At 59.9% G+C, this 24,839-nt stretch carries 28 protein-coding genes; 16 read left to right on the top strand and 12 right to left on the bottom strand.

Annotation, left to right across the window (positions count from 1 at the left end; translation table 11 throughout):
* The first annotated feature begins 180 nt into the window (after positions 1 to 180).
* Positions 181 to 630, top strand: coding sequence for a universal stress protein (locus VII69_02080; GenBank protein ID HEY5093885.1), 450 nt, complete (start codon positions 181 to 183; stop codon positions 628 to 630).
* Here the strand turns inward: VII69_02080 and VII69_02085 are convergent.
* The 3 genes from VII69_02085 to VII69_02095 form a co-directional block, all read right to left on the bottom strand.
* On the bottom strand, positions 624 to 1,358 hold the full coding sequence (locus tag VII69_02085) for a HAMP domain-containing sensor histidine kinase (protein ID HEY5093886.1): 735 nt from the start codon (positions 1,356 to 1,358) through the stop codon (positions 624 to 626). The genes VII69_02080 and VII69_02085 overlap by 7 nt on opposite strands.
* A complete protein-coding gene (locus VII69_02090; protein ID HEY5093887.1) occupies positions 1,355 to 2,092 on the bottom strand; it encodes a response regulator transcription factor in 738 nt (245 codons plus the stop codon). Before VII69_02090 ends, VII69_02085 begins: the two co-directional genes overlap by 4 nt.
* An 84-nt stretch (positions 2,093 to 2,176) precedes the next feature.
* Positions 2,177 to 2,575, bottom strand: coding sequence for a hypothetical protein (locus VII69_02095; protein ID HEY5093888.1), 399 nt, complete (start codon positions 2,573 to 2,575; stop codon positions 2,177 to 2,179).
* Between the two features lie 176 nt (positions 2,576 to 2,751).
* Here VII69_02095 and VII69_02100 point away from each other — a divergent pair, with 176 nt between their 5' ends.
* The 5 genes from VII69_02100 (at position 2,752) to VII69_02120 (ending at position 6,539) form a co-directional block, all read left to right on the top strand.
* The gene (locus VII69_02100) at positions 2,752 to 2,961 is read left to right on the top strand and encodes a hypothetical protein (GenBank protein ID HEY5093889.1); all 210 of its coding nucleotides are present in this window, start codon (positions 2,752 to 2,754) and stop codon (positions 2,959 to 2,961) included.
* A gap of 104 nt (positions 2,962 to 3,065) precedes the next feature.
* A complete protein-coding gene (locus VII69_02105; protein HEY5093890.1) occupies positions 3,066 to 4,625 on the top strand; it encodes a M28 family metallopeptidase in 1,560 nt (519 codons plus the stop codon).
* A gap of 131 nt (positions 4,626 to 4,756) precedes the next feature.
* Positions 4,757 to 5,560: a hypothetical protein gene (locus VII69_02110; protein HEY5093891.1), complete on the top strand. Its 804-nt coding sequence runs from the start codon at positions 4,757 to 4,759 to the stop codon at positions 5,558 to 5,560.
* Between the two features lie 107 nt (positions 5,561 to 5,667).
* Positions 5,668 to 6,012 carry a VOC family protein gene (locus VII69_02115; GenBank protein HEY5093892.1) on the top strand — a complete coding sequence of 115 codons (345 nt, stop codon included), beginning with the start codon at positions 5,668 to 5,670 and terminating at the stop codon, positions 6,010 to 6,012.
* 113 nt (positions 6,013 to 6,125) lie between these two features.
* Positions 6,126 to 6,539, top strand: a complete 414-nt coding sequence (locus VII69_02120) for a hypothetical protein (protein ID HEY5093893.1) — start codon at positions 6,126 to 6,128, stop codon at positions 6,537 to 6,539.
* A 94-nt stretch (positions 6,540 to 6,633) separates the two neighbouring features.
* Here the strand turns inward: VII69_02120 and VII69_02125 are convergent, their stop codons facing one another.
* Positions 6,634 to 7,527, bottom strand: a complete 894-nt coding sequence (locus VII69_02125) for a sigma-70 family RNA polymerase sigma factor (GenBank protein HEY5093894.1) — start codon at positions 7,525 to 7,527, stop codon at positions 6,634 to 6,636.
* A 72-nt stretch (positions 7,528 to 7,599) separates the two neighbouring features.
* Here VII69_02125 and VII69_02130 point away from each other — a divergent pair, with 72 nt between their 5' ends.
* The 3 genes from VII69_02130 (at position 7,600) to VII69_02140 (ending at position 10,140) form a co-directional block, all read left to right on the top strand.
* On the top strand, positions 7,600 to 7,947 hold the full coding sequence (locus VII69_02130; protein ID HEY5093895.1) for a VOC family protein: 348 nt from the start codon (positions 7,600 to 7,602) through the stop codon (positions 7,945 to 7,947).
* A gap of 131 nt (positions 7,948 to 8,078) precedes the next feature.
* Positions 8,079 to 8,477: a DUF1801 domain-containing protein gene (locus tag VII69_02135; GenBank protein ID HEY5093896.1), complete on the top strand. Its 399-nt coding sequence runs from the start codon at positions 8,079 to 8,081 to the stop codon at positions 8,475 to 8,477.
* Positions 8,478 to 8,931: 454 nt separating this feature from the next.
* Positions 8,932 to 10,140 (top strand): FAD-dependent oxidoreductase, encoded by a 1,209-nt coding sequence (locus VII69_02140; GenBank protein ID HEY5093897.1) that lies wholly within the window; start codon positions 8,932 to 8,934, stop codon positions 10,138 to 10,140.
* A 32-nt stretch (positions 10,141 to 10,172) separates the two neighbouring features.
* On the opposite strand, the gene VII69_02145 is transcribed toward VII69_02140, so the two are convergent.
* A complete protein-coding gene (locus VII69_02145) occupies positions 10,173 to 11,765 on the bottom strand; it encodes a hypothetical protein (GenBank protein ID HEY5093898.1) in 1,593 nt (530 codons plus the stop codon).
* A gap of 345 nt (positions 11,766 to 12,110) precedes the next feature.
* On the opposite strand from VII69_02145, the gene VII69_02150 reads away from it, so the two are divergent.
* On the top strand, positions 12,111 to 13,031 hold the full coding sequence (locus VII69_02150; GenBank protein ID HEY5093899.1) for a hypothetical protein: 921 nt from the start codon (positions 12,111 to 12,113) through the stop codon (positions 13,029 to 13,031).
* Positions 13,032 to 13,094: 63 nt separating this feature from the next.
* Here the strand turns inward: VII69_02150 and VII69_02155 are convergent, their stop codons facing one another.
* The 3 genes from VII69_02155 to VII69_02165 are packed head-to-tail and all read right to left on the bottom strand — an operon-like array spanning position 13,095 to position 14,620.
* A complete protein-coding gene (locus VII69_02155; GenBank protein HEY5093900.1) occupies positions 13,095 to 13,820 on the bottom strand; it encodes a thioredoxin family protein in 726 nt (241 codons plus the stop codon).
* A 42-nt stretch (positions 13,821 to 13,862) separates the two neighbouring features.
* Complete coding sequence (locus VII69_02160; protein HEY5093901.1) at positions 13,863 to 14,303, bottom strand: SRPBCC domain-containing protein; 441 nt, start codon at positions 14,301 to 14,303, stop codon at positions 13,863 to 13,865.
* Positions 14,300 to 14,620 (bottom strand): metalloregulator ArsR/SmtB family transcription factor, encoded by a 321-nt coding sequence (locus tag VII69_02165; GenBank protein ID HEY5093902.1) that lies wholly within the window; start codon positions 14,618 to 14,620, stop codon positions 14,300 to 14,302. Before VII69_02165 ends, VII69_02160 begins: the two co-directional genes overlap by 4 nt.
* 287 nt (positions 14,621 to 14,907) lie before the next feature.
* Between VII69_02165 and VII69_02170 the strand changes: the two genes are divergently transcribed.
* Both VII69_02170 and VII69_02175 read left to right on the top strand, forming a co-directional pair.
* Positions 14,908 to 15,225, top strand: a complete 318-nt coding sequence (locus VII69_02170; GenBank protein ID HEY5093903.1) for a hypothetical protein — start codon at positions 14,908 to 14,910, stop codon at positions 15,223 to 15,225.
* A gap of 127 nt (positions 15,226 to 15,352) precedes the next feature.
* Positions 15,353 to 15,490, top strand: coding sequence for a hypothetical protein (locus VII69_02175; protein ID HEY5093904.1), 138 nt, complete (start codon positions 15,353 to 15,355; stop codon positions 15,488 to 15,490).
* Positions 15,491 to 15,567: 77 nt separating this feature from the next.
* Here the strand turns inward: VII69_02175 and VII69_02180 are convergent, their stop codons facing one another.
* The gene (locus tag VII69_02180) at positions 15,568 to 16,644 is read right to left on the bottom strand and encodes a hypothetical protein (protein HEY5093905.1); all 1,077 of its coding nucleotides are present in this window, start codon (positions 16,642 to 16,644) and stop codon (positions 15,568 to 15,570) included.
* A gap of 50 nt (positions 16,645 to 16,694) precedes the next feature.
* Positions 16,695 to 17,627: a hypothetical protein gene (locus VII69_02185; GenBank protein ID HEY5093906.1), complete on the bottom strand. Its 933-nt coding sequence runs from the start codon at positions 17,625 to 17,627 to the stop codon at positions 16,695 to 16,697.
* A gap of 337 nt (positions 17,628 to 17,964) precedes the next feature.
* Here VII69_02185 and VII69_02190 point away from each other — a divergent pair, with 337 nt between their 5' ends.
* Positions 17,965 to 20,493 (top strand): tetratricopeptide repeat protein, encoded by a 2,529-nt coding sequence (locus VII69_02190; protein ID HEY5093907.1) that lies wholly within the window; start codon positions 17,965 to 17,967, stop codon positions 20,491 to 20,493.
* 77 nt (positions 20,494 to 20,570) lie between these two features.
* Here the strand turns inward: VII69_02190 and VII69_02195 are convergent, their stop codons facing one another.
* The gene (locus VII69_02195) at positions 20,571 to 21,845 is read right to left on the bottom strand and encodes a hypothetical protein (GenBank protein ID HEY5093908.1); all 1,275 of its coding nucleotides are present in this window, start codon (positions 21,843 to 21,845) and stop codon (positions 20,571 to 20,573) included.
* Between the two features lie 247 nt (positions 21,846 to 22,092).
* Here VII69_02195 and VII69_02200 point away from each other — a divergent pair, with 247 nt between their 5' ends.
* Complete coding sequence (locus tag VII69_02200) at positions 22,093 to 22,953, top strand: transketolase (protein ID HEY5093909.1); 861 nt, start codon at positions 22,093 to 22,095, stop codon at positions 22,951 to 22,953.
* 25 nt (positions 22,954 to 22,978) lie between these two features.
* Positions 22,979 to 23,965, top strand: a complete 987-nt coding sequence (locus tag VII69_02205) for a transketolase C-terminal domain-containing protein (protein ID HEY5093910.1) — start codon at positions 22,979 to 22,981, stop codon at positions 23,963 to 23,965.
* 27 nt (positions 23,966 to 23,992) lie between these two features.
* Here VII69_02205 and VII69_02210 read toward each other — a convergent pair whose 3' ends face one another.
* Positions 23,993 to 24,166, bottom strand: coding sequence for a hypothetical protein (locus VII69_02210; protein ID HEY5093911.1), 174 nt, complete (start codon positions 24,164 to 24,166; stop codon positions 23,993 to 23,995).
* A 342-nt stretch (positions 24,167 to 24,508) separates the two neighbouring features.
* Here VII69_02210 and VII69_02215 point away from each other — a divergent pair.
* On the top strand, positions 24,509 to 24,839 hold a 331-nt coding region (locus VII69_02215; protein HEY5093912.1), incomplete at its 3' end, for a hypothetical protein.

The raw sequence follows: 24,839 nt of genomic DNA on the forward strand, positions 1-24,839 counted from the left end.
GTGGACTTGGAGTGGCTGGCGGTTCGCCAAGTGAACGAGCGAAACGCGACCGGGCTTATCTTCAACACCGAGGACCAGATGGTCCCCGGTGTCGGACCCGATTGGAAATATCAGCTCTGGTGGGCCACAACCGTCGGTCCGTTGCGGTAAAATCACACCCGCGCAAGGGAGCGCACTGAAATGTCACTCTTCAAGAAACTTCTCGTTCCCGTAGACGGATCAGCGCCATCGGACGCCGCCGTCACCCTCGCGATCAGGCTCGCGCGCGATCAGGACGCAAGGCTCGTGTTTCTGCACGTCAGCGAAGTCGCGAGAATCGCGGCGATGGTGACGACGACCGGCATGTGCGTCGACCCGACGCCTGCGTTGAATGCCGAGCACGCATTCGGCGCAGAGGCCCTCCACGACGCTGAGGCGCAGGCGCGCCAAAGCATGGTTCAGTCCGAAGCTCTCCTCGTGGAAGGACGAAGTGCCGATTCGATTTTGGAAACAGCATTTCGCAACGGCACCGACCTCATCGTCATGGGCAGCCATGGACGAGGCGGCATCCCGCGCGCGCTGCTCGGCAGCGTCGCCGAAGACGTGTTGAGGAAATCTAAAGTGCCGGTGCTGGTGACCCGCGTTCAGTGATGCCGGCCTGCTGCGCATCGCGCGCAGCGGTTAGCGGCGGCATCGTCCGTCGGGAACACCGTGCCTGGAAGACTGACGACAAAACGCGAGCCGCCCGCTCCAGCCGGCGACGAGCTGATCGCTCCGCCGTGCGCTTCGACAAATTTCTTCGCGATCGCAAGCCCGAAGCCCGAACCTTCACTGTCCTTTGCCGCGCTGCCGCGCACCCCGCGCTTGAAGATCCGATCTTTGTCGGCGGCCGCGACCCCAGGTCCGGAATCCGTGACCGAAATCTCCAACTGGTCCGCCCGCCGGCTGCAGCCGATGAGCACGGTACCACCGGACGGCGTGAACTTGATCGCGTTGGAGAGGACGTTCGAAACGATTTGACCGATTCGAACAGGATCACCAAAAAAACGGCCGCATTCTTCGGCTTTCACCGCGCACCGCGCCACCGCGAACGAGACACCTTTTTTCGCCGCAGCCGCTTCCGCGGCGATGTACTCCTTATCAAGCAGTTCGCACACGTCCACCTCCGTGGGCCGCACGAGTGTGTCAACCGTTGCTTGGCCGGATTTGAGACGTTCCAACAACTCGTTCAACTGATCGAGCGTTTGTAGAACAGAGGTCAACCTCGCGGCGCTCGGCGTCAGCTTACCGTCGATGAAGGCCTCGATGTTCGCTCGCGCGATAGAAAGGCGATTGCGGATATCATGGACGAGGTCGTGGAAGTCAGCCGGCTCGCTCATGGATGTTTCGACATCTTGTATCCGACGCCGAAGACCGTGACGATGAGCCGCGGATTAGCTGCGTCCTCTTCGATCTTGTGGCGAAGATTGGCGATATGGCGGTCGAGAGTTCGATCGAATACCTCCAGGTCGTCGCCTTTGACTTTGTCGAGAAGCTGCGTGCGCGTGAACGTCATGCCCGGACTGCCGGCGAGTGTTTCGACGATGCGGAACTCGGTCGGCGTCAATTGTATCGGTTGATCCCGCCGACGCACTTCGTGTTCGCGGACGTCGATTTCGAGTTCACCAATGCGGATGCAAGCGGGAGATGCCGCCTCCATCGCTCGGCGCTTCACCGACTCTGCCTCCCCGGAACGCCGCAGCACCGTCTTCACCCGCGCGACGACTTCCCGGGGGCTGAAGGGCTTCGTTATATAGTCGTCTGCGCCAAGCTCGAGGCCCACGATACGATCCACTTCGTCGCCGCGAGACGTAAGCATGATGATGGGTACCGCGGAGGTGGCGCGGATCTCGCGAAACGCATCTAGGCCGTTCATCGCCGGCATCTTCAGGTCCAGGACGATGAGATCGGGGCATTCGCGGGCGTTCGCCTGGACGGCCTCGGCGCCGTCGTGCGCGCGACAAACATGAAAGCCTTCGTCGAGAAGATAGCGCTCGAGTATTTCGACGATCTGCGGTTCGTCGTCGACCACGAGGATTTTCTTCTCAAGATTTGCACCATTCTTGAGGGTCATCGTTCGATATCTTAGACGCGGACGAATGCGTCCCCCGCGGACCCATCTCATTTCGTCCCGCTCCGTTACGTTCGTTGTGTCATCCTACACATTGACGGCCGTCGCGATCGTCGTCGTAAGAACGTCAGCTAGGCTTGCTATCGCTTCACGCATACCCAAATGATATCGGCGCGCCTCCTCGGCGAGATTTGCAGCGATTGTGACGGTCAGGGCGGTCGACGTGCGCGACTTCCGCCGCAGTTCGACAAAGCCCGAAATCGGGTGATGAAGGTCGGGGGAATCGGCGATCAATCGGAACCGCACCGACTCGAACGCCGCCTCGATATGACGAACGGCGACCGCAAAATGCAAGTTCGTTCTGCCGACGAGACGGGCGCGCTCACCCGACCACTCTTCAGCCGTCAAGATCTCGGTAAGGATGCGGACGCATGCGTTCCAAGGCACGTCGACGTCGGTCTGCCGGTAAGTGGTAATGGGTTCCATACCACCATTTGACGATATTGTTCTTCGGATATTGCGAACGTCGTGGGAAGATGGCGGGTCTCAAGCAGGCTGCGAACACGCGGAAACAATATTGTCCACTGCGTCTCCTATTTCGCAATCAAGGATACGATCGATGGCACAGAACAAGACAAGCGGAGAGCGGTGAAAAGCCGCAGATGTGGGGCCCGTCGATCGTCGGCTTCGGCAGCTATCGTTATTCATATGATAGCGGACGCGAAGGCGACATGCCGCTCATCGCCTTCTCCCCGCGCAAAGCCGCGATCGTGTTGTACGGCGCATCAGGGTCGGCCACGCTCGTCGACATCGACGAAACGGTGTTGAAGAAAATCGTGGCCAAATCCGTCGCCGCAGCCCGCGCGAGGTAGTCGCGGGGATTCCGAATCGGGATTGACGGAATCTCGCCGTTCACTTACTATTACTGCTAAAGCGAGATTCGCGGCGGTCGGAATACCGCAGGGAGGCTATTTCATTGATTCGGTCGTTCATCTGTGCAGGTCTTCTAGCGGTCGCCGTTTGCGCGAGCGCCACCTTACCGTCTGTCGTGGCCGGCTCCGCGCAGAATCACGCTCTCGCAGCTGCTGCGCCGCAATCGGGCTTCGCTAACACTGCGATCGTCGGCGGTGCGCAGCCCGCCGACTGCGAAAATCGCGTGAACGACACCCTTGCAAAGCTGGACGCGTGCATGACGCCGGCGTCGCTTTGGCGCCGGCTATCGCATTTCCAGACCATCGCCGACCAAAATCCGGGGCCCGACGGACACGGCACTCGCGACACTGGAACAGCCGGCTACAAAGCATCCGTCGATTTCGTCGCCGAGCTCATGCGGCAGGCGGGTTATAGAGTCAAGGTTCAGTCGTACATCTTCTTCGCGAACGAACCGAGCGGCACGCCTCGATTCGGCACGGCAAGCTACGGATACACGCTCAACCGTGACTGGCTCGTCGCGAGGCGCTCGGGCAGCGGGTCTCTGACCGCGCCCTTCGAGCTTCCCACCCGCTCTCCGTACGGTTGCTTCACCGCCGACTTTGCCGGGTTCACCCGCGGAGATGTCGCGGTGATACAGCGCGGCGAGTGCGCCGCCGACAGGCAAGTGGCGAATGCACAGACAGCCGGCGCCCGAGCGGTCATCCTCTACACGACGGCCACCGGGCTCTACGCAGCACGCCTAAACAATCCCGCGAACATTCCAGTGATCGGCGCAAGCGGACGGGTCGGGATGGATCTACTGGGTCGGTATCGGTCCGGACGTGCTTCCACCGTGCACATCGACATCCAAATGCGGCTCAGAAGCGGCACAGACTACAATCTCATTGCCGATTCGCCATTCGGTGATGCGAACCACATCGTGGCGATCGACGCGCACCTCGACTCCATTTTCGGCGCGGGCATGTTGGACAACGCGTCGGGCTCCGCGTCTATCCTCGAGACGGCCCTCGATTTGGCAAATACGCCCACGCTCAACCGGCTTCGGTACATTTGGTTCGGAGGCGAAGAGCTCGGCCTGCTGGGCTCGGCCTACTACACCACGCATCTCACGTCGTCGGAGTTGCATCGAATCGTATTTGACGTCGACGCGGATGTCACCGCGACGCCGAACTTTGATATGGAGATCGCCGACCCCGCGTACGCCGAAAACGTCGGATCTTTTCCGGCGAATGTCGTGCCGGAATCGAAAGTCGGCAATGACGCGTTCGCGCACTTTTTTAAGAAGATCGGCATTGTATCTGAGCCGGCGCCGTTTGGCAACTCTGGGACCGACTCGAATTCGTTTGCCCTGGTCGGTGTACCGGATTCCGGCATTCTCACAAGGCAAGATTGCTGCAAAGATGCTTCGGAAGTTCAAATCTGGGGTGGCTTCACCGGTAACTACGAGGGCAACATCCCCAGCTTCGACGGCGGCTGCGTCGATATGCCGGACCTCTGGTGCGACAACCTCTCCAACAACGATCCTTTCGTTTTGGGACTGGCTTCGAAATCGATCGCAAACGTCACGCTCACGCTAGCCAACGACGCGTCCTTGACACGCTAGCTCAACCTTCGCGGCAGTTTAGGAGGTCCGCCTTACGCAAGCGGAGTTCGCACGCAGCTATCGGAATCGAGTATGCCGTTGGCTCGTAGATTCAAGCCTTTGAATTCATACGGCGAAAGGATATACCATACGTGAACTGGCTTCATCAAATTACGACGCGCACGATTGCTGTCGCCGGGTTGGCGGTATGCGGCGCGCTGATCACGTCGGCATCGATGACCGTCGCTTCAACCACCACGCTTAAGACCGTGACGAACTCCGACAAGACCGCTTCGGTGGGTCTTCCCGACGGCTGGAAGCTCGCGAAGGGATCCAACGGCTACATCTACGTAACCGGCCCAAACGATGACCGAATCAATCTTGGAGCGTCAATTGTTGCGAAGAACGCGCCCGCGGGCACAAGCGTCGGCGGCGGCGCCGTGTTCGCACTGCCGTACAGCGCGAGCCTCAAAGATAAGTACACGACGATCGTGCAGATCGGCGCCGCGCAACAAGGTCTTCCGAAACTCCAGCTGACATTCGCCAGCCAGACGCCGACGAAGCTTCCGATGTGCGCTCGGCTTCTCGGCAGCTCGACCGGCGGTGGGCAGTCGAGGAAGTTCGAGGCGGTACTATGCTCGCTCCAGCCCGATTACCTCGGGTTCTACAAGAACATCGTGTTTCTAGCGAATATACCTTCGAATCGTGTGTCACAAGACCGTGCGATCGTTGAACAGATCGTCTCCAGCTACCGGCTGACGCCCGACATGTTCAAGAAATTATTGTCCTCGTATACCCCTCTGCCTCCGCATCCGGCAGCGGGAATCAGTGGCGCCGTGTCTGGTATGGCGCCTTACGAAGATCCGACGAATTCGGATTGTTTTGACTACAACGTGATCCGCGAATCGCCGCCGTGGGAAGTTCCGATGCATTGCGGTGGGACAAAACCCGGATAACGCTTCGCGCAATCACGCTGCGAAACGATCAATCTTGACAGATCCTGTCAACTAAGGCTGATATGATTTGACGGTCTATCCTTTTGACTTGATGAGGGACGCAATCCATGATTACCGGCGTTGATCTGTTCGGATTCACCGTCCGCGACGCGGCAAAGACGATCGCCTTTTACAAAGACGTATTGGGGATGAAGCCGACCGAGGAAAATGCGCAGGGCGCCGAGTTCACACTTGGCGATGGTACGACGTTTGGCGTTTGGCAGCCGGACGACGAACAGTTCCCGATCGGCGCAGGCATCATGTTTGCGGTCCCGGATGCGAAAGCGGCTGTCGAGCAGCTTCGTGCGCGTGGCGCTCAGCTCAGCGATATCATGGAGTCGCCGGTCTGCTTCATGTCGTTCGGCAGTGATCCGGAGGGGAACCGGTTCATGATCCACCAACGCAAGACCTGAGAGAGCTCCCTCGAGTAGGTGCCGGCCTGGCGGAAAATCCGCACGTGTTCGTGAAGAGACCGGGCCACTCGGCGGCGTCAAAGACCGCCAGTCTACAGATATCGAGGAGCACGATGAGACCTATTGTCACGCTGTTGTACGCGTCCGCGTTTGCATTGTTCATCTTTTGCCTCGCCGCTCCAGTCGTTGCCGACGACGACGTCAATATCGCCGGAACGTGGGCCATAAGCGGAACCTTAGGCGATCCCGTTTTCTCTCGCATGTCTCCGGTCTGCGAACTTAAGCAGGACGGAGCCAAGATCCACGGCACGTGCAAGGGCCCGAACGCATCCGGCACCGTCACCGGCGCGGTCGACGGCAAGAAAGTTCTCCTTCAATGGAAGCATGTCGCGACCACCGACCAGGGCATCACCGGCACGACGACGATGACGGGAACGCTGGGCGACGACGGCTTCATTCGCGGAACATACACCGTCTCGATTTTCCCAGACGCCGGCGGAACTTTTTCGGGGCAGAAGGTAAAATAGCCAACGCCCGCCTGATTACCGGCGCGGTCGTGCCGCCATAGCGGCCGGCTCCAGACGACATTACAGTCGCGGCATGAGAACGCGGAACTTCTCGCTAGTGCTCGATAACCGATTGCGCGATCGCAGCTCGATCGGCGATGAGATCGATCGCTGTGATGCGGTCGTCCATCATCGTAAAGCGGAATGCAACGCGCACCTCGCCTTCGTGCATCCATACTGCACCCGGTTTGCCGTCGATAAATACAGATTGCGCAGCACGCGCACGTGTGGAGAACGTCCGGGCAACGGCATCCGCGCCTTCGATACCAGCCTGCAGACGATCATTCTGCCAGTATGCCGCGCCGCCCATCGCAATCACCGCCGCATCCGCGCGAAGCGTCGCTCCCGGATCGAGCAGCGCGAGCAGCGCCGAGAAGTTTCCCGCCCGCGAGGCTGCGAGAAACGCGCGCACGAGTTCGTCGTGCCGCTGCGTCACGGCATCACGGTCGGCGGATGCGCCGCGCACGCGTCGGCGCGCTCGGCTTGCGAGCTGCCGCGCCGCCTCGGGCGTCCGTCCGACGATAGCGGCGATGTCGTCGAAGGGCACGTCGAACATGTCGTGCAGCACAAATGCGACGCGCTCCGCCGGCGGCAGGGCATCGAGCAGGATCAGCAGGGCCACGCCGATCGAATCGGCAAGAATCGCCTCTTCCTCGGGGCGTTCGCCGGGGGCGACTGCTACGATGTCGCGACGCGGATCATCCGGCCCCAAATCCTCGCGCCGGCTTTCGCGCCATTTCAGCGCATCGAGACAGACGCGCGCAACAACGGTCGTGAGCCAGCCTTCGAGATTCGCAAGGTGCTCAACGTCCGCGCGATGGATGCGCAGCCAGCTCTCCTGCAGTGCGTCGTCGGATTCCGCAGCCGATCCCAGTATCCGCTGCGCAATGCGCAGCAAGCGAGGGCGAGCCGCCTCAAAGCGCTCCGCGACGCGCTCCGCATCCTCCAATGCATCCTCTCCCCGGGGTGCCCGTCACGTTTCACCGCGTTCGATCCGTCATAGAGATAGAAGGAGAACGAAATGTTGAAGGACGTGTCCCTAATCATCTATCCTGTTTCAGACCTGGTCAAAGCCAAGCGATTCTTTCGTGAGCTTACCGGCGCCGACCCTTACGTCGATGGACCCCAGTACGTCGGCTACAAGAGCGGCGATATGGAAATCGGGCTCATTCCAGACCGAGAAAAACGCGAATCGAGCGCGCTCGCCTACTGGACGGTGAGCGACATCGCGGCGAGCGTGAAAGCGCTCGTGGACGCGGGCGGCACGGTCGCGCAAAGTATCAAGGACGTCGGCTACGGGCTGTTGGTCGCCAGCGTGAAAGATCCCAACAGCGCGGTCGTTGGGTTACGACAAATGCCGAAGGGGTAAAGGATGTTTTTGGAGCCCACGTCGCCGCAGTCATGCAGCGACCCGCGCTCGCGAGCGCCCGACGTGGGTTCCTTGACGCCGTGCGGTATGATTAATCTCGCGGATCAGCTCAACCAATGATGGGGTACTAGATGAAGAAGTCTGACGACTCGAAGAACAGCAAGTCTCCGTCTCAGCTCATCGACGCGAGAATCGAGGAGCTGGGCGACTGGCGGGGCGAGACACTCTCGAAGATCCGCAAACTCATCAAGCAAGCGGAGCCCAAGGTCGTCGAGGAATGGAAGTGGAGAGGTGTGCCCGTCTGGTATCACGATGGAATGATCTGCACGGGCGAGACCTACAAGGCCGTCGTCAAACTGACGTTCGCCAAGGGTGCGCAACTCAAGGACCCAAAGCGGCTGTTCAACTCCAGCCTTGAGGGCAATGTCCGGCGTGCCATCGACGTGCACGAAAGCGAAAAGATCGACGGGGCCGCGTTAAAAGCGCTCATCCGCGAGGCCATCGCGTTGAACAAGTCCTCGGCCCGCTAGCCCGCTTGCCCGCTAAAGCGCAGGGAGCCGGCACTGCTCAACAGTGCCGGCTTTAGCGCCGGTTCTCGACTACCGATACGTGCTGCTGCACGAACGCCAGCACGACCGCTGCCACATCACGCCAGCCATGATCGATCGTCAAAGCGTGCCCCCGCCCCTCCATCTCGACGATCGGAGGAACAGTGTTGTCTTTTTCGCCGGCAATGATAAGCAGTGGGCCTCGTTGCGGATTGTCCTCGATCTTGGCTTCCGTCCAAGGATTGAGATTCGCCGCCGCCGCCGGCTTTGCCGATCAAAGCCATTTCATCAGGCGCTTTCGTTTACACACCGGCGTAACTCCGGGGCAGTTCGAACGTGAGTACAGAATGCGCCGACCAATGACGTGCTTCAGTTCTCACCTACAATCCGCTAGGTCGGACTACACCGCTCTCAGAGCACCGTTCGGATGACACCGGTGACCACGCGTTGCTGCATCGCCGGCGGCGGCCCGGCGGGAATCATGCTCGGCTATTTGTTGGCGCGTGCGGGAATCGATGTGGTTGTGCTCGAGAAGCACGCCGACTTCTTTCGCGATTTTCGCGGCGACACGATCCACCCGTCGACGCTCACGGTGATGCAGGAGCTTGGGCTGCTCGACGATTTCTTGAAGCTGCGGCACTCGGAAGTCCGGACATTGTCCGTCAACGTTTCGGGCGAAGTGGTGACGATCGCGGACCTATCACGTGTTCCAGGCCCATGCAAATTCGTGATGTTCATCCCGCAGTGGGATTTCCTCAAGTTTCTCGCCGAGCATGCACGGCGTTTTCCGGGGTTCCGGCTGCTCATGGAAACCGAAGCTCGCGAACTCGTCATCGAAGACGGGCGCGTGGTGGGACTCCGCACGCTCTCACACGGCCAAGAGATGATCGTGCGCGCAGATTTGACGGTGGCTGCCGACGGACGGACATCGATCCTCCGCGAGCAATCCGGATGCGAGGTCATCGAGATCGGCGCGCCGATCGATGTGTTGTGGCTGCGTCTTTCGAAGAAAGCCGGCGATTCAAGTCAGACGTTCGGTAACGTCGTCGCGGGCGGCATTCTTGTGGCGATCGATCGCGTTGATTACTATCAATGCGCGGTCGTCATCAAAAAGGGCGCGTTCGACGAGATGCGCAGCCGCGGATTGGAAGCGTTCCGGGCATATATCGCGACGATCGCGCCATTTCTCGCCGATCGGGTTGACGAGTTGCAAAGCTGGGATGACGTCAAACTCTTGACCGTGGCGGTGAACCGCCTGAAGCAGTGGCACCGGCCGGGTCTGCTCTTCATCGGCGACGCCGCGCATGCCATGTCGCCGGTCGGCGGAATCGGGATCAATCTCGCGATCCAGGACGCGGTGGCCGCGTCGAATCTCCTCACCGATGCATTGCGCCATGGCGCGCCAACAGATGCCAATCTCCAGAGCGTCCAGCACCGCCGCGAACGGGCGACGCGTCAAACGCAAGCGATGCAAGTCTTCTTGCAGGAACGGATCCTGAATTGCGTGCTCAACACCAGCAACAAAATACGGCTACCGTGGTTTCTCCGGCTCTTCAGGATTTCGGCGCTGCGCAGGATCCCCGCTCGTATCATCGGCGTCGGCTTGCTTCCCGAGCACGTGCAAACGAGCGAAGATCAGCACTAGAGCGCCGTGGCGGGCCAGAAACTGTATGTCGGTCACGGCGAATTGAGCGCGGCTTGCAGGCCGCGAAGGGCAGCCCGAGCTGCGGAATTTCCGCCGAGCTTGACGTGGAGATCGAGTGCTCGCAGGTGTAATAGTGGACCACCGGCTCCACGCGAGAGCTCGACGGCCTCCTCGCTGTACGCACGCGCCTCGCGTTTGCGATTCAGGGCGGCAAGCGCGGTCGCTTCTGCAAACTTTGCACGGCCGAGTAGACGCGGCCAGTCGCGCAGTTGGACGCCCAAGGAGTGCGCCCTCTCCGCCGCACGGTCCGGTTGCTTGAGCAGGGCCCAGGCTTCAGCTTCGGAGATTGCGAGCGCCTGTGAAATTGAGAATGGATCGCAGGGCAACGCGCGAGCGGCCTTGATCCATCCCAAGGCCGCATTGCCGTCTCGACGATGGATTTCGATACGAGCGAGGTTCGAAAACACGATGAGGCGATCGAGAGTGCTCCCGAACAAGTCGATGAGCGCCCACGCCTCTAATGCGAAGTGTTTAGCCTCGTCGAAGCGACCCAACGTCAATAGATGAGCCGACATCATCTGCATTCCAACGCGCAGGCTTCGCACATCGCCGTTGCGGCTGCTCGCTTCGGCGATCTTGGCCGCCTCCTCTAGAGCTATAGAAACTTGATCGGCGCGCAACGCGCGGATTCCCGAGGCTCGTATTGCGGCATCGACTGCCAAACGCGTGCCCCCGAGCCTCTCGCGTGCAACGATCGACAACGCTTCTTCAATAATCGCGAGCGAACGCACATCATCGCCTTGCTCGAACAGGATCGAAGCTTCCGCGATCAGAGCCTTGACGAGTGTTTCCGCGAAGCCGTCATCGTGCGAGTTATCGTGGCGCAGACGTTCAATCAGATGATTTCGAGCGGATGCAGCTGCAGGCTTTCCTTGGCAGTGCGCCGCCTCAAACTCCGCAAGATCGCAGTTTGCATTCAAGACATTCTTCAATCGGTTATCGGCGACATCTGCAAGCAGAGCCCGGGCCTGCCCCGTCGTACTGCGAGCTTCTGCAAATGAGCCGAGCTCTGTCTGCAGCTCCGCACATAAGCAAAGCGCGCGAATCGCCCGCCGCGGATCACCGCCGTCGCGTGCGAGGGCAAATGCCACGTCGCATGCGCGCTCGAACTGGCCACTGTCGCGAAGTGCGCCGATCGCAATGAAGGGCGCTTCGTTTTGGGCGATCCCATTGAGTCCTTTGTTGACGCTGGTCTGCAGGGAGAGGCGGTCTTCGAGCGCGTCTGTAAATCGCTCCCGCGCTTCCCGGAGGTCTCGGTAGAACTGGCTGCGCGATAGACTCATGTCGTAGGCAATGGTCGCGTGACCTTCACGTTCGATGTCGCTTTTGCGCAGGACGGTAAAGCGGCGCCGTTGTTGGTCGGACTCCGAGCTGAGCTCCTCCAGGAGCAGCGTGATGATGCTCGGGAGTTCGTCGGCAAACTCCCCGCGCCGCCGCGAATCTTGGCTCGGCGTAACCTTGCTGCTGGCTTCCTCAACCAGAGGATGCCGCGCTAGGGCATGGCGATTGCGAACGTTGTTTAGCAGCGTTACCGCCGCGCGCCTCCGAATATCGCTCTCCCGCATCGCTTACTCGCCTTCCTCAATTGAGGCCGCCAAAGAAGAAGACCGAGTTTCTTGGCGGTCCTAGCAACAACCCGCCGAATTTGAGACTAAGATGGGACTTTCTCGGCTGGGAGAAGCGCCGCGCAAGTTTAAGCTCTAGACCGCGGACTTAGCAACGTACACGTTTTCGAGGAGCTTTGCATGCTTATGCGTTTGCCAACAGTAACACGACTCGCGCTGAGCGCGCCTCTTCTCGTTGCGTTGTTAACTGCTTGCTCCGGCTACGAGCCGACAAACGCCGTCAACGAACCGAATCGAGCTTTCGGAGACCAGTCGGGGCCGCGAGTGATCGCGAACTACCGGCCGATGGTCGCGATCGACGGTGCACGATCCGTGCTTCCCGAGGGATTCAAACCCAATGCCATCCGGCCTGGTTGGATGAAATCGCCTCCTGTGGGGAACGATCTTCTGGGCCGCGCGCACATCGCGGTCGCGCAATTTGGCGGCTCGACCGTCCTATGGTTCTTCCTCAACAATCGAAACGATAAGCCTCCGATCGATTGCGAGCCGGCTTCGTCCACTAACGGGATCGCCATCGATCGGACCGGGAATCTCTGGGTGCCGGATGGACGCGCGAATACGACAACCGAATACGCCCGGAACTGTGGCGGCCCAAAATTGACGATTCCGGACCCGACGGGCGAACCGGCCGATGTCGGGTTCGATAGCACGAACCGCGTTTATATTCTGAACTTGAACAACGTGAGCGGACCGCCCACCGTCCAATATTACAACAGAACGAACGGCGCTCAACTTGGCACGCTCAGCGATCCCTCGTTCAACATTCTTTTCGGCATCGGCACCGACAGCCTGGGCAACGTCTTCGTATCAAACCTGACCCCCAATAACGTCGGCATCGTCATCGAGTTTCCGCACGGAAAAATGCCCGGCTCTCAGCTCTCGGGCGTACATCTGGGACTGCCGGGTGCGCCCACATTCGATAGCGCGAACAACTTGATCATCACCGATTGGCTCCATGAAACCATCGACGTGTTCACGCCGCCGTACACTGGATCACCAACGACCGCGCCGCTCATGGGATCGTCGATCTGGTGCAAACTCAACCACGATCAGATCCATCTCTTCTGCGGCGACGCCGACAACGGATCGATCGACGTCTATGGCTATCCGGCGAACGCGTACAAATATAGCTATACGTCAGGCCTATCGCCAGATGCACTCGTTACGGGCGTCGCGCCGGATCCCGCCGCGGAGTACGGAATGTAAAGCTCGACGTCGCCGCCACTGGACGGCGACGCCTTCGCGCAGTCCGGTCTCGCAAGCTTCGTGCTACGTTGCCTGCGCGTTTTCAATCACCGAGGTCCATTTCGGGTCCGGCGAAGCGTCCGCGGCGTAGTTGTCGTGCCAGTTCCACCATTCGTACGGCGGCGTTTGCGGATAGCCCGCAGGCGAGTCTTCCCACTCTTCCTGGCGTCCGAGTGGTGTCGCGTCGAGGTAGCTCCAGGTGCTCCCCATCACCTCGTCGCCGCGGCTGTTGATAAAGTAGGTTCGGAAAACGTTGTCGCCGTCGCGGAAAAACACGTTGTGGCCATGCCACTCGTCCACGCCGAAGTCTTTGTCAAAGCTGTCGGTAATCGTGTACCACGGCATCTCCCAGCCCATCCGCGCCTTCACACGCTGAATGTCCGCTTGCGGCGCGCGCGAGGCGTACGCGAGAGTGGTGTTCCGCGCGTTCAGATGGGCAAGGTGAGCGACCTGGTCGGCCCCGAGCGAGCAGCCTCGACAAGCATGATCGGGCCATCCGAAGACATCGGGTTCGAGAAACGCGCGGTACACGATAAGTTGACGGCGTCCGTCGAACAAGTCGCGCAGTCCTACCTTGCCGTTGGGGCCGTCGAATACGTACTCTTTGTCGACGCGCATCCACGGCATTCGCCGGCGCTCCGCGGCCAGCGCGTCTCGGGCACTGGTCACGGCCTTCTCCTTGGCCAGCATCTGTTCGCGGGCGGCTTCCCATTCCTGCGGCGAAACGATTGGGGGTGTTTTCATTGTCATCGCGATCAGCCTCCGCACTTCAGTTAAGTAGTTGGTGTTGGTCTAGCCGTCCGCTTTCTCATCCAGTGTGCCTTCACCACACGCTTTCAGTCGTCCGAGCCAGTGCTCCCAACCCTGCGCGTGTTTGTCTGCTTCTTCTTCGTCGACGAAACCGATATGCTTAAGGCGAACCAACGTCGCCTTTCCCTCCGGTATGAGGTCGATTGTAACCTCCGTGCGCGCGTCGAGCGGATCGTTTTTGAAATCCCACGAAAATGCTATTCGTGACGGCGGATCGTATGTGGTGATCTCTCCGACGGCAATGAGGTCGCCACCACTCTCGCGTTCGAAATGAAACTCGATGTTTCCGCCGACCCGTGGTTCCAGGATCTCAACCGGCATCCAGCGCGCAAAATCTTCGCGCGATGAAAGTAATCCAAAGACGCGCTCGCGTGGAGCTTGAATGCGGATCTCGCGTTCGACCACGAATGTTTTTGTAGTCATAGCTTGCCTTTCCGGGTTTGATTCTCGGCACTTACCTTGAGTTGCTCGAGCGCGCGTTCCCAAAACGTATCCAGATAGGCGCGCATCTTTGCGATACCATCAGGGCTGATCTGGTAGATGCGGCGAGCGCCGGACTGACGATCGTGCACGAGGCGCGCCTCCTTCAGCACGCGCAGGTGCTGCGACACCGCTGGCCGGCTAATCGGAACGCGGCTCGCCAAGTCAACAACCGCGAGTGGTCCGCGCATCAGTTGTTCGAGAATGGCGCGCCGGGTCGGGTCGCCCAGGGCGTCAAACGCCTTACCGTAAGCCTTCACTTACCGTAAGCTATCACGAACCGTCAAACCTGTCAATACCAGCGCGTCGAGTTCTCTAGTGTCCGCGTGCGGCGGACTGCAAAACGGAGCCGCCGTACCTGCGGCGCCACAACACGGCGAGTCGTTGGTAGACGTGGCGAGCAACCCACCGGCCATCGTCGAAATTCCGGGGGTTCCAACCATCCCGAACTAGATCGCTTCCGACTTGGCGGGGAACGAGTGGATCGCCGGGGACGGTCCATCGATCCTGGTGAGCATCAACGAGCAGACGCACGCGATGACGCAGTATGCGCTTCCGAACCAAAACAGCCGGTCCATATGCGATCGCGTTGGGACCAAACCATACCGCGATGTGGTTCACGGAGATGGGGAAAGGCATAATTGGGCGGATCAGCGTATCGAGCCACGCGATCACGGAGTACACGCTTCCCGCCGGAAGCCAACCGTTTCAAATCACAACGGGTCCCGACGGCGCGCTTTGGATCACGGACTACGCCGGCAAGGGAATTGGAAGACTGACCACGAGCCTCCACTTCACGGCGTTCGCCTTCAGCAAAACATACTTCTTGGAGGGCAATACGAGCGCGTCGGACGGCGGCATTTGATATACCGGTTCCTCGCCCGACTTCGCCGGTGAAACAGGTGTGGCTCCATGACCGCGGTGGCACGAGAGTAGCACGTTTCATCGTCAACCGCGCCTCGGATTTGTGATTCACCGAACAAGCGGATGCCATGATCGGGCGCTTCAGCATATCGTCGCACACTTTGAGCCGCTATGCGCTGCCGTCGGGCTACACCGCTCCGCTGGGCATCGCCCTCGGCAAACTCTGCCCAGATTTGAACCACGCACAGCGCGCCGGCTCGCTGTAGGCGTCAAGCGTGCGTCATCGTAAAAAAATGGGAACGGCGACGGCCGATCCCATTTCTTTCGTATAGCTCAGACGACGTCAGGGCTTTGCCGCCGGATTGACCGCGATGCCGATGGTGATAATAAAGCCGTCAGTAATCGACTTCATGAACTGACCGCCGGGATACGTGTATTTGTACCCTCCCGCCAGACCTATGTTACTTGCGGCCCAGAGCGCTTCGCCGCTTTTCTTCATCGCGAACGACACCGGATCCGTTCCAGTCATGAGCAGTGTCGTGGCCGTTGGCGAGCCAAGCGAGCCGCCCGAAGGCGGCGCGTAGGTATAAATAGCTGGGACCAACTGGTCATCGATCAGAATCTTGCCGCTTAGCACTTGAACGCCGCCGGGGAATTGAATGGTGTTTTTCACGCTCAGTGTTGTAATCGAGGTCGCACTGCAACCACCGGAAACCTCGCCGACGAGAGTGTTGCCGCTCGAGTTTTGACCGTCAATGAAAAGCCTGCCTGAGGCATCGAACGCGTCAAAGTCGACCCGACTCCAAATAGGATCGCTAACGGTTGCGCACGGCACCGTCGAGCCATTGGCAAAGAAGCTTACGCTGCCCGCGCCGCCCGCGACCGATTGAACGTTCGCGACGCCGACGATCCCAGTCTGGCTGACCGCAACGTCCGACGGGTATTGACCGGCATCATTCAACGTCAGCTTGGACGACGTGTAGGGTTTTGCGTAGACGAAGATATTGCTTTCAAGTGTATTCGCGACGTAGAGATTCTCGGCCGCGTCCGTGGCAAGACCTTGGGGCTCGCTCAGACCGATTGTGAGGAGCGCGTTCAACTGGCCATTGCGACCGTACACGCTAACGGTGTTGAATGCGATTTCGGAAATGATGGTCTCATTGCCGTGCAGTGCGTTCACGCCGGCGACGTTGACAAAGCCTTTACGGTGGGTCGGCGGAACATTCGGCAACCACAGGCTACGCGGCACAATGCTCGTGCTCGTATCATGGGTCACTCCGATGGTGTGAACGGACTGGCCCAGCCGTGTCACCGGCGCATTCGCTGCCGGAAACTGCGCGCCGCCTCCGGAGCAGCCCGTGAGTAGCGCCGCGGCGGCCGCGCTACTAAGCCAGAATGCGAAGCGAGAAGATATACGCATGGGACGAGTTCTCCGAATCTTCTAAAAGAATTGAAGGAAGAAGGGTCATCTTACCGAGGTATTGCGGCCGGATTGACCGCGATGCCGATCGGCGTCACGTACCTTGAGTCATCGAACGACTTGACGAGCAGGCCGCGGGGATACGAGTATTCGACTCTTCCCGCTGCTATACCGGAATGTGCGATCCAAATGTGTTCGCCGTTCTTCATAATCGCGAAGCTCACCGGAAGCCAATTGCCACCGGCTGTGAGCGTCGTCGTAGCGATTGGTTGGCCGAACGATCCGTTCACTGGAGGCGCGAAGGTATAAATCGTCGGTGTGTTGGTTCCTAAGGGGCCACCCGGGCCCACCTGGTCCTCGATGAGGATGTTGCCGTTATACACCTGGACGCCGCCGACCAAGAAAATGGTGACTCCAGCACTCAGTGTCGCAATCGACGTCGCTCCGCAACCTCCGGAAATCTCGCCGAGGAGCGTATCGCCGTTCCGGTCAAAGCCGTCCAAGAAAAGGTTTCCGGAAGCGTCGAATGCGCTGAAGTACATTCCGCTCCAATTGGGATCGGTGATGGTCGCGCACGCGGACGTGGAGCCCTTAGCGTAGATGCGTACGGCGCCGCCAGTGCCCGCCGTCGACTGGATGTTCGTGACCCCGACAACCCCGGTGTTGCTGACCGCAACGTCCGTCGGGTACTCATCGGAATCATCGAGCGTCAGCCCTATCGATCGATAGGGCTTGGAATAGACAACGACGTTGTGAAGTTGTGCATTCGCGACGTACAGAGTCTCCGCCGCATCAGTGGTGAGGCCTTCGGGTTGGCTCAGGCCGGTGGAGAGGAGCGCGTGCCGGCGGCCGTCGGCGCCGTACACACTAACCGTGTTGGTGTTTGAGTCGGAAACGATGGTCTGATTGCCGTGCAGCGCGTTCACAGCGGCGACATCGACGAAGCCTTGCTGATGGGTCGTGGAAACGTTAGACAGCAGCATGCTCGCCGCATGGGATCGAACGCTTCGAGAGTTTTGGCTCAGCGGAGTGAGCGGCGCATTTGTCGTCGGGATCTGCGAGCCGCCTCCGGAGCAACCCGCGATTAACGCGACTATTGCTGCTCCGCTTAGAAAGAAGCCAAATTGCGAGGGTATACGCATGGGACGGGTTCTCCTAAAGTCATATGATACTTGAACTAGGAAACGCAGAGCCTACACTTTCGTCGGCCGCCGAGTCATTATCTGCCCGCGAAGGGAAGAGGTCCAGGTACACCATGCGAATATCCACACAAATATCTATACAAATATCCATGCAATAGGGCTGTCGACTGGAGGGAGGATGGAAAGCGCCGGTCGACCCCACTTCGGGGCGCTGCTCAGGCAGTTTCGCCTCAACGCAGGGATGACTCAGCAAGAGCTCGCCGAGCGGGCGCGGCTGAGCGTGCAGGCCATCGGCCTGCTCGAGCGTGGAGAACGGACGAGGCCACAACGGGAGACGGTGCTCTTGCTCGGGCGCGCGCTTGAGCTGTCGCCGGAAGGTGAAGCGCTCCTGGGAAGTGCCGTCGGCATCGCACATCCGACCCACCAACGCAATCGCAGTGAGGCCCTGAACGCATCACTGTTAAGGATCGTACGCCTCGATACGCAAGCCCCGAAACACAATCTCCCGCAGCAACTGACATCCTTTGTTGGGCGGAAGCGCGAGGTCGAAGAGATCTCTGAGCTCGTGCGCGAACACCGACTCGTCACAATTGTCGGCTCCGGTGGGGTCGGCAAGACGCGCGTTGCGCTCCAGCTCGGGAGCGATGCGCTCGACGGTTGTCCAGACGGCGTGTGGTTGGTCGACCTCGCCCCACTTGCGGACCAAGCCCTAGTGGCGAACGCGATCTCGACTGCCCTCCAACTTCCTTCCACCGCCGGGTCCGCGCTTTCTGCTGTCGTAGCGTACCTCAAGGCGCGTCGGCTGCTGATGATCCTGGACAACTGCGAGCACGTGATCGCTGGGGCTCGCGACGCCACGGCCAGAATCGTGCAGTCGTGCCCATACGTACGCATTTTGTCGACCAGCCGAGAGCCGTTGGACGTCCCCGGCGAACGGGCATATCGTTTGCCGTCGCTCGCGGTTCCACCCGATTCGAGCGGGAGTGCGCAGGTTGCATTGTCGTACGGCGCGGTCGCGCTATTCGTTGATCGTGGGCTTGCAGTTGATGCAAACTTTGCGCTGACCGACGACAATGCGCCAGATGTTGTCGAGATCTGCCGTCGGCTGGATGGCATTCCGCTAGCGATCGAACTCGCCGCCGCTCGCGTGGAGATGCTCGCGCCCCGCCAGATCGCTCAACGGCTTGACCAGCGCTTCCGTTTGCTCACCGGCGGCGACCCAACGGCTCTGCCGAGGCATCGGACGATGACCGCCTTGATCGGCTGGAGCTATGACCTCCTGACCCCGCGCGAGCAGAAATTCTTCGAGTCGCTTTCGGTTTTCGCAGGCGGCTGCACGCTCGACGCGGCGACTGCAGTTTGCGCCTCCGATCGCGAAGGCGAGATCGAGGTGATCGACCTCATCGCGTCGCTGGTGTCGAAATCGTTGGTCGTCGCCGAAATGGTCGGCAATGAGCAGCGGTATCGTCTATTAGAAACGTCGCGACAGTACGCGCGCGACAAGCTGATGGCGCGCGGCGAGCAGGAGCAGGTAACGCGTCGTCATGCGATCGTCTACTCGGAGTTGGCGCAGCGGCTCGAACGCGCGTGGGATACTACGCCCGATCGAGCGTGGTTCTCGGAGGCGCACGTTGAGTTGGAGAACTGGCGCGCCGCTCTGGAGTGGGCGCTTGGCGCACGACGCGATGTGGTCATGGGTCAACGCCTTGCCGCTGCGCGGAAGGTGATGTGGCTAAGCTTCTCGCTGGTCGAGGGACGGCATTGGGTTCGGGCGGCACTCGAACTGGTCGATAATGCCACCCCGCCCGATTTGGTGGCGCGGCTCGAACACGCCGAGGCCGACGGCGCTCAACAATTCGGCGAACGCGACGTGTCGTTGGCCGCGGCCGAGCTTGCGCTCGTGCGGTATCGCGAGGTCGGTGATGCGCGCGGAGTCGCTCAGGCGCAGAGCTTGGCGGGCCGATCGCTGGCGCTTCTTGAGAGACATGCGGAGGCAGAGCCGCTGCTGCGAGAGGCCTTGGAGGCAGCGCGCACGCTGGGCGATCGCAGGCTGGCCGCCGAGGTTTTGCAGGTGATCGGATGGACTCGGTCCGCGGTCGGTGACTTCGCCGGGGCTCGCGCGAACCTCACCGAAGCGCTTGGGCTCGCGAAGGTACTTGGCGCCGAGTTCTTTGCGGTCTCCGTAGCCGCAAGTCTTGCCGAGAACGAGTATGATGCCGGCGATTCGGAAACAGCCCTGCGCCTCACGGTCGATGTGCTCGCGACCCACCGTGCACTGAACTCCTCGCCAACGGCGCCCGGCATCGCCGCCGCTCTCGCCAACATGGCGACGTACTGTGTCGCGTTGGGTCGGTTCGATGAGGCGCGAGCGCATGCAAACGAGGCGCTCGAACTTGCGCGTGGGCTCCGGCTCGTCGCGCTGGTGGCTCTCTCGTTGCGGCACATTGCCCTGGTGCTCATGCTGGCCCCGCAGTCACAACGCGGACGCACGTCCGACGAGTACTCGGGCGCCGCTCGGCTCTTCGGCTACCTCGACGCCCACCTCGCCACGCTAGCCCCGGCGGACTTTGGTTTGCAGCGCGAATATGATCGCGCGCTCTCCGTGCTTCGCGGTGCGATTGGCGAAGATAATCTTACGAGTCTGATGGCCGTCGGCGCAACGATGACCGAAGATGAGTCGATCGACCAGGCCCACGCGATCCGCTGACACCTCGGTTTTTGTAGCCGGCTCGGCAGCCTGTGGTGCAATCGGAAGTCAATCGTGGTGACCAGACTGGGCGATTGCTATTGGACCGTCACACTTACGTCGATCGAATTGCCGAGTCTATCGCGTACGTGAATCGAGCACGAGCCCACACCTTGCGCAGTGACGACGAACGAATTGGATTGATTACCAGCGCTCACTGTCGCGATGTTTAGGTTCGAGCTCTTTGCGGTGAATGAGCCCCCTTCGTACTGCGTCTCGTGGATTTGAATGGTCTGCGACTGGCCAACGCCGGAAAGAACCACGGAATCGGGCTTTGAGGTTAGAACGTGCGTTAAGGCAACCAAAATTCGTCCTTGCACGTCAGCGATCCACATGTTTCCATCTGGTCCGGCATTCAGATACTCTGGCACCGCGTCGGCGAACGGCGGCAGTATCGGCGGCGTAAAGGTCTTTGTGGCGATGATAAATTGCCGGAGCAGATAGTTGCCGGTCGCCGCGTCTTGGTCATCGAACCACATCGAGCTGCCGGAAAACCCCTCGCTAATATAATGGGGACCCTTGTCCGAAACTGGCACCGGATACTCAGTGATGTTGCCAACCCGATCTACCACTCCGATCTTGTTCGCTTGGCTCTCCGCGAAGTAAAGATTCCCGTCCGGTCCGAGAGCAATACCAGCGGCCCCGCTATTCGGCGTGGGGATTTCAAAAAGTGTAAACTTTCCGCGCGGGGTGACGAAGCCGATTTCGTTTGTGCCCGGATCGGTGAACCACACATTTCCATCAGGGCCACCGATGAGACCACGCAGTGAATGGTGATGTTTTGGATGTGGTAGCGGATAGTTAGTCATCACGCCGTCAAGCGTCACCTTTTCGACAGACCTGCGGTCTCCCGCAACCCAGATATTTCCGTCGGGGCCGCTCGCAAGGCCGGCGTTTGGGTCGAACGGGATTTGATATTCGGTGAGTTTTCCGGACGTAGTAATTCGACCGATATCCGGGCCGAATGTGTTGCGAGCCTCGGCAAACCATAACGCCCGATCGGGACCTTCGATTATTTGAACCGGAGCTTGGGAGACAAAATATTCCACAATCGTGCCGTTCATGTCGACGCTGCCAACGACACCCTGCCCTTGCGTGAACCACATCTTTCCGTCTGGACCTTGGGTGATACCCATTGTTTGGTGCAACGGCTGCGGAGCATATGTAACCCAAAGTGAACCGTCGCCTTTCTGAACAATTTGATGCTGTACGCCCGCGCCATGCGAAACCGGCGCGCTTTGTCGAAGCGTTGGTACTTGACCGCACCCGGCAAGTGCAAAGGAAACAATGACGACGAAGATCGCTTTGCGCATCTCGATGTACTCCCGCGACTGGAAACGGAGCAAGCCTGCTTCGGCGCTGGCACGCGTGAAAACTGCTCGAATCCGGGGTGAACTATCCGCGCCGTCCGGCCAGTGTCACAGCGCCTACATGATTTCGGATGCTAGGAAAAGAACGAGGCCGAGCACAAGCGGGATGCACACGGATTGCCTAACTGCGTGTTGGGCTCGGATGTTCGACTCGGTACGTTCGCAACCAGACATGGGGTAAAGAAGCAAAGTGGAATCGTTATCTTCCGAAACGGTGCGCACTCTGAAGCTGCATGCAAATGATATTCGCCAAGGCATTATTCGATCGTTAGTGGCGGCCGGTTCGGGCCATTCGGCTGGACCACTCGACATGGCGGACGTTTTCGCAGCCCTCTACTTTCACATCTTGCGCCATAATCCGTTGGACCCCGAATGGGTGGACCGCGATAGATTACTCCTATCATGTGGGCACATCGCACCCGTACGCTATAGCGCGATGGCGTACGCCGGCTATTTTCCAATCGAAGAATTGACGACACTGCGCAAATTTGGTTCGCGATTGCAGGGCCATCCCGAGCGCATGCGCCTCCCAGCGCTTGAAACTACCTCGGGACCGCTTGGCGAGGGACTCGCTCAAGGCGCGGGAATGGCTTTGGCGGCGAAAATGGACGAGGCGCAATGGCGTACTTATGTCGTCACGTCCGACGCCGAACATCAATGCGGTCTGCATTGGGAAGCCGTCATGACGGCGGCTAAATTCAAGCTCGACAACCTCACCTGTATCATAGATCGGAACTTCATTCAAATCGACGGAAGCACCGAAGATGTCATGCCTCTTGAGCCGCTAGCGGAGAAATATCGGGCCTTCAATTGGGAAGTATTCCAATGCGACGGCAACGATATCGCCGAATTCATCACAACGATGGAAAAGGCCAAAGAGGTTCGCGGCAAACCACAGGTCGTGATCGCGCACACGCTGCCCGGCAAGGGCGTCGCATTTATGGAGGGAGACTACCGCTGGCATGGTAAGCCGCCCGATCGACGACAGGCCGATGAAGCGCTGAGCGAATTGTCGGCGCAGCGCGAGTTGATGGTGAAGCATGACGGATAGTGCGCGCCGTTCGCAAACGAGTGAGATGCAGCCGCTGCATCTAGTCGACCTCGAGACCGCGAAACTAGAACTCGTTGCGACCCGGGACGGATTCGGCGAGGGTTTGATTGCGGCGGGCCGGGCAAACCCGCAAGTCATCGGTATCTGCGCAGACCTCTCGGAATCGACTCGCATGGAGGGTTTCAAAACCGCGTTTCCGCTGCGATATATCGAGATCGGTGTGGCGGAACAAATGCTTGCAGCCATGGCATCAGGTCTGGCTGCTGTTGGTAAGATCCCGTTTATCGCGAGCTACGCGATGTTCGATCCGGGCCGCTCGTGGGAGCAAGTCCGGACGACGATGGCGCTGAACGAGATGAATGTCAAGATCGTCGGCGCTCACGCAGGCGTCTCGGTCGGGCCGGACGGCGCGACTCACCAAGCCATCGAGGACATCGCGATCATGCGGGTCATCCCGAAGATGACCGTCGTTGTGCCATGCGACGCCATTGAGACGCACAAGGCAACGGTCGCGGTCGCCGAACGCTGGGGACCGACATATTTGCGCTTCGGCCGTGAAAAATCCGCGATCGTAACGACGAAACAGACGCCGTTTGAAATCGGCAAGGCTCAGACGTTTCGCGCCGGCAACGACGTCGCCATCGTGGCCTGTGGAATTCTCGTCTACAATGCGCTACAAGCCGCGCGAGAATTGGCCGCGCACGATGGCGTCGAGTGTCGCGTCATCAACAATCACACCATCAAGCCAATGGATGAGCAGGCGATCGTCAAAGCCGCCCGAGAGTGCAGGGCCATCGTGACCGTCGAAGAGCATCAAGTTCACGCGGGCATGGGCTCGCGAATAGCGGAGATCACCGCGCAGAGTCATCCGATACCGATCGAATTCATCGGCGTACAAGATCAATTTGGTCAATCGGGAACGCCCGCCGAATTGATAGAGCACTATGGGATGGGCACTGAGTCCATAAAGAATGCTGTCCGACGCGTGCTCAAGCGCAAACCCGGATCATGAGAAATAGAATCCCTCGCGGAGCGGCGTTTATGTCGATGCGCCACGCGCCGTTTCTCTGTCGGCGCCCGCCTTCGTGCGCGTGATTGCCGTCCTGCGTGAGATGAGCATGGATTTGGGCGCGAGCATCCCCCGAGCGCGCGCAACTTCGTAGGCCGCGTTGTCGGCGGCTATATTCGAGAGCACGATAACGACTTTCGGCACCGGATCGGCGGCCGCTGATGTTGCGTGGCTCGTCGCCGGTCAAGCAACTGGTCACAACCAAACTACCGAACATCGGAAAACCCGCGATCCTATATAGGACGCGGGTTTGAGCTTGGAGATGAGGGGACTCGAACCCCTGACCCCTTACATGCGAATTACAAATGGCCCGTTCCGGCGTGACCGCTAGAACGCTTAAGAATCGGGCCATTGCGAGCAAACAATGAGGACGGCGTATGGAATCCGCTCGGGATCTGATCCGCCCCGACCTCCCCGCACGACAGCCGCACGCGAGACTGCTACTATGGCATCATAGCATTGGTCGTTGCCAAATGGGAGCCAACCATGAACGTTTCGAGAGCCAGGTTTTTCGCCGCGGTTGCGGTTCTGACCGCACTGGGCCTCGCGGCCGCGTGGATTCCGCCGGCACGCGCGGCGATAGAAGCGGTGATGTCCTGTGCGAAGTCGACGCCCTGTCTCGAATGGGATAATAGCATGAGCGGTGACGCCGTCAAAGGCGTCTCGACCAATGGCAACGCGTTGCACGGCCAGACGAAATTCAAGAGCGCGGGGAAGACCGCGGGAAGGGCCGGCGTGTTTGGCGAGGATCTAAGCACGTCTGGGAATCTCGACGCCGGCGTCAGCGGCGTGTCGAAAAACGGCGCCGGCGTCGTCG

This window comes from Candidatus Eremiobacteraceae bacterium, assembly GCA_036511855.1.
In the GTDB taxonomy this organism is placed as follows: Bacteria; Vulcanimicrobiota; Vulcanimicrobiia; order Eremiobacterales; family Eremiobacteraceae; genus JABCYQ01.

Bases quoted from the DNA above. Each gene is read 5' to 3' on its own strand.
- VII69_02080 (HEY5093885.1), top strand. From the start codon at position 181: ATGTCACTCTTCAAGAAACTTCTCGTTCCCGTAGACGGATCAGCGCCA.
- VII69_02085 (HEY5093886.1), bottom strand. From the start codon at position 1,358: ATGAGCGAGCCGGCTGACTTCCACGACCTCGTCCATGATATCCGCAAT.
- VII69_02090 (HEY5093887.1), bottom strand. From the start codon at position 2,092: ATGACCCTCAAGAATGGTGCAAATCTTGAGAAGAAAATCCTCGTGGTC.
- VII69_02095 (HEY5093888.1), bottom strand. From the start codon at position 2,575: ATGGAACCCATTACCACTTACCGGCAGACCGACGTCGACGTGCCTTGG.
- VII69_02100 (HEY5093889.1), top strand. From the start codon at position 2,752: ATGTGGGGCCCGTCGATCGTCGGCTTCGGCAGCTATCGTTATTCATAT.
- VII69_02115 (HEY5093892.1), top strand. From the start codon at position 5,668: ATGATTACCGGCGTTGATCTGTTCGGATTCACCGTCCGCGACGCGGCA.
- VII69_02120 (HEY5093893.1), top strand. From the start codon at position 6,126: ATGAGACCTATTGTCACGCTGTTGTACGCGTCCGCGTTTGCATTGTTC.
- VII69_02130 (HEY5093895.1), top strand. From the start codon at position 7,600: ATGTTGAAGGACGTGTCCCTAATCATCTATCCTGTTTCAGACCTGGTC.
- VII69_02135 (HEY5093896.1), top strand. From the start codon at position 8,079: ATGAAGAAGTCTGACGACTCGAAGAACAGCAAGTCTCCGTCTCAGCTC.
- VII69_02145 (HEY5093898.1), bottom strand. From the start codon at position 11,765: ATGCGGGAGAGCGATATTCGGAGGCGCGCGGCGGTAACGCTGCTAAAC.
- VII69_02150 (HEY5093899.1), top strand. From the start codon at position 12,111: ATGGTCGCGATCGACGGTGCACGATCCGTGCTTCCCGAGGGATTCAAA.
- VII69_02155 (HEY5093900.1), bottom strand. From the start codon at position 13,820: ATGACAATGAAAACACCCCCAATCGTTTCGCCGCAGGAATGGGAAGCC.
- VII69_02160 (HEY5093901.1), bottom strand. From the start codon at position 14,303: ATGACTACAAAAACATTCGTGGTCGAACGCGAGATCCGCATTCAAGCT.
- VII69_02170 (HEY5093903.1), top strand. From the start codon at position 14,908: ATGCGCTTCCGAACCAAAACAGCCGGTCCATATGCGATCGCGTTGGGA.
- VII69_02175 (HEY5093904.1), top strand. From the start codon at position 15,353: ATGATCGGGCGCTTCAGCATATCGTCGCACACTTTGAGCCGCTATGCG.
- VII69_02180 (HEY5093905.1), bottom strand. From the start codon at position 16,644: ATGCGTATATCTTCTCGCTTCGCATTCTGGCTTAGTAGCGCGGCCGCC.
- VII69_02185 (HEY5093906.1), bottom strand. From the start codon at position 17,627: ATGCTGCTGTCTAACGTTTCCACGACCCATCAGCAAGGCTTCGTCGAT.
- VII69_02190 (HEY5093907.1), top strand. From the start codon at position 17,965: ATGGAAAGCGCCGGTCGACCCCACTTCGGGGCGCTGCTCAGGCAGTTT.
- VII69_02195 (HEY5093908.1), bottom strand. From the start codon at position 21,845: ATGCGCAAAGCGATCTTCGTCGTCATTGTTTCCTTTGCACTTGCCGGG.
- VII69_02205 (HEY5093910.1), top strand. From the start codon at position 22,979: ATGCAGCCGCTGCATCTAGTCGACCTCGAGACCGCGAAACTAGAACTC.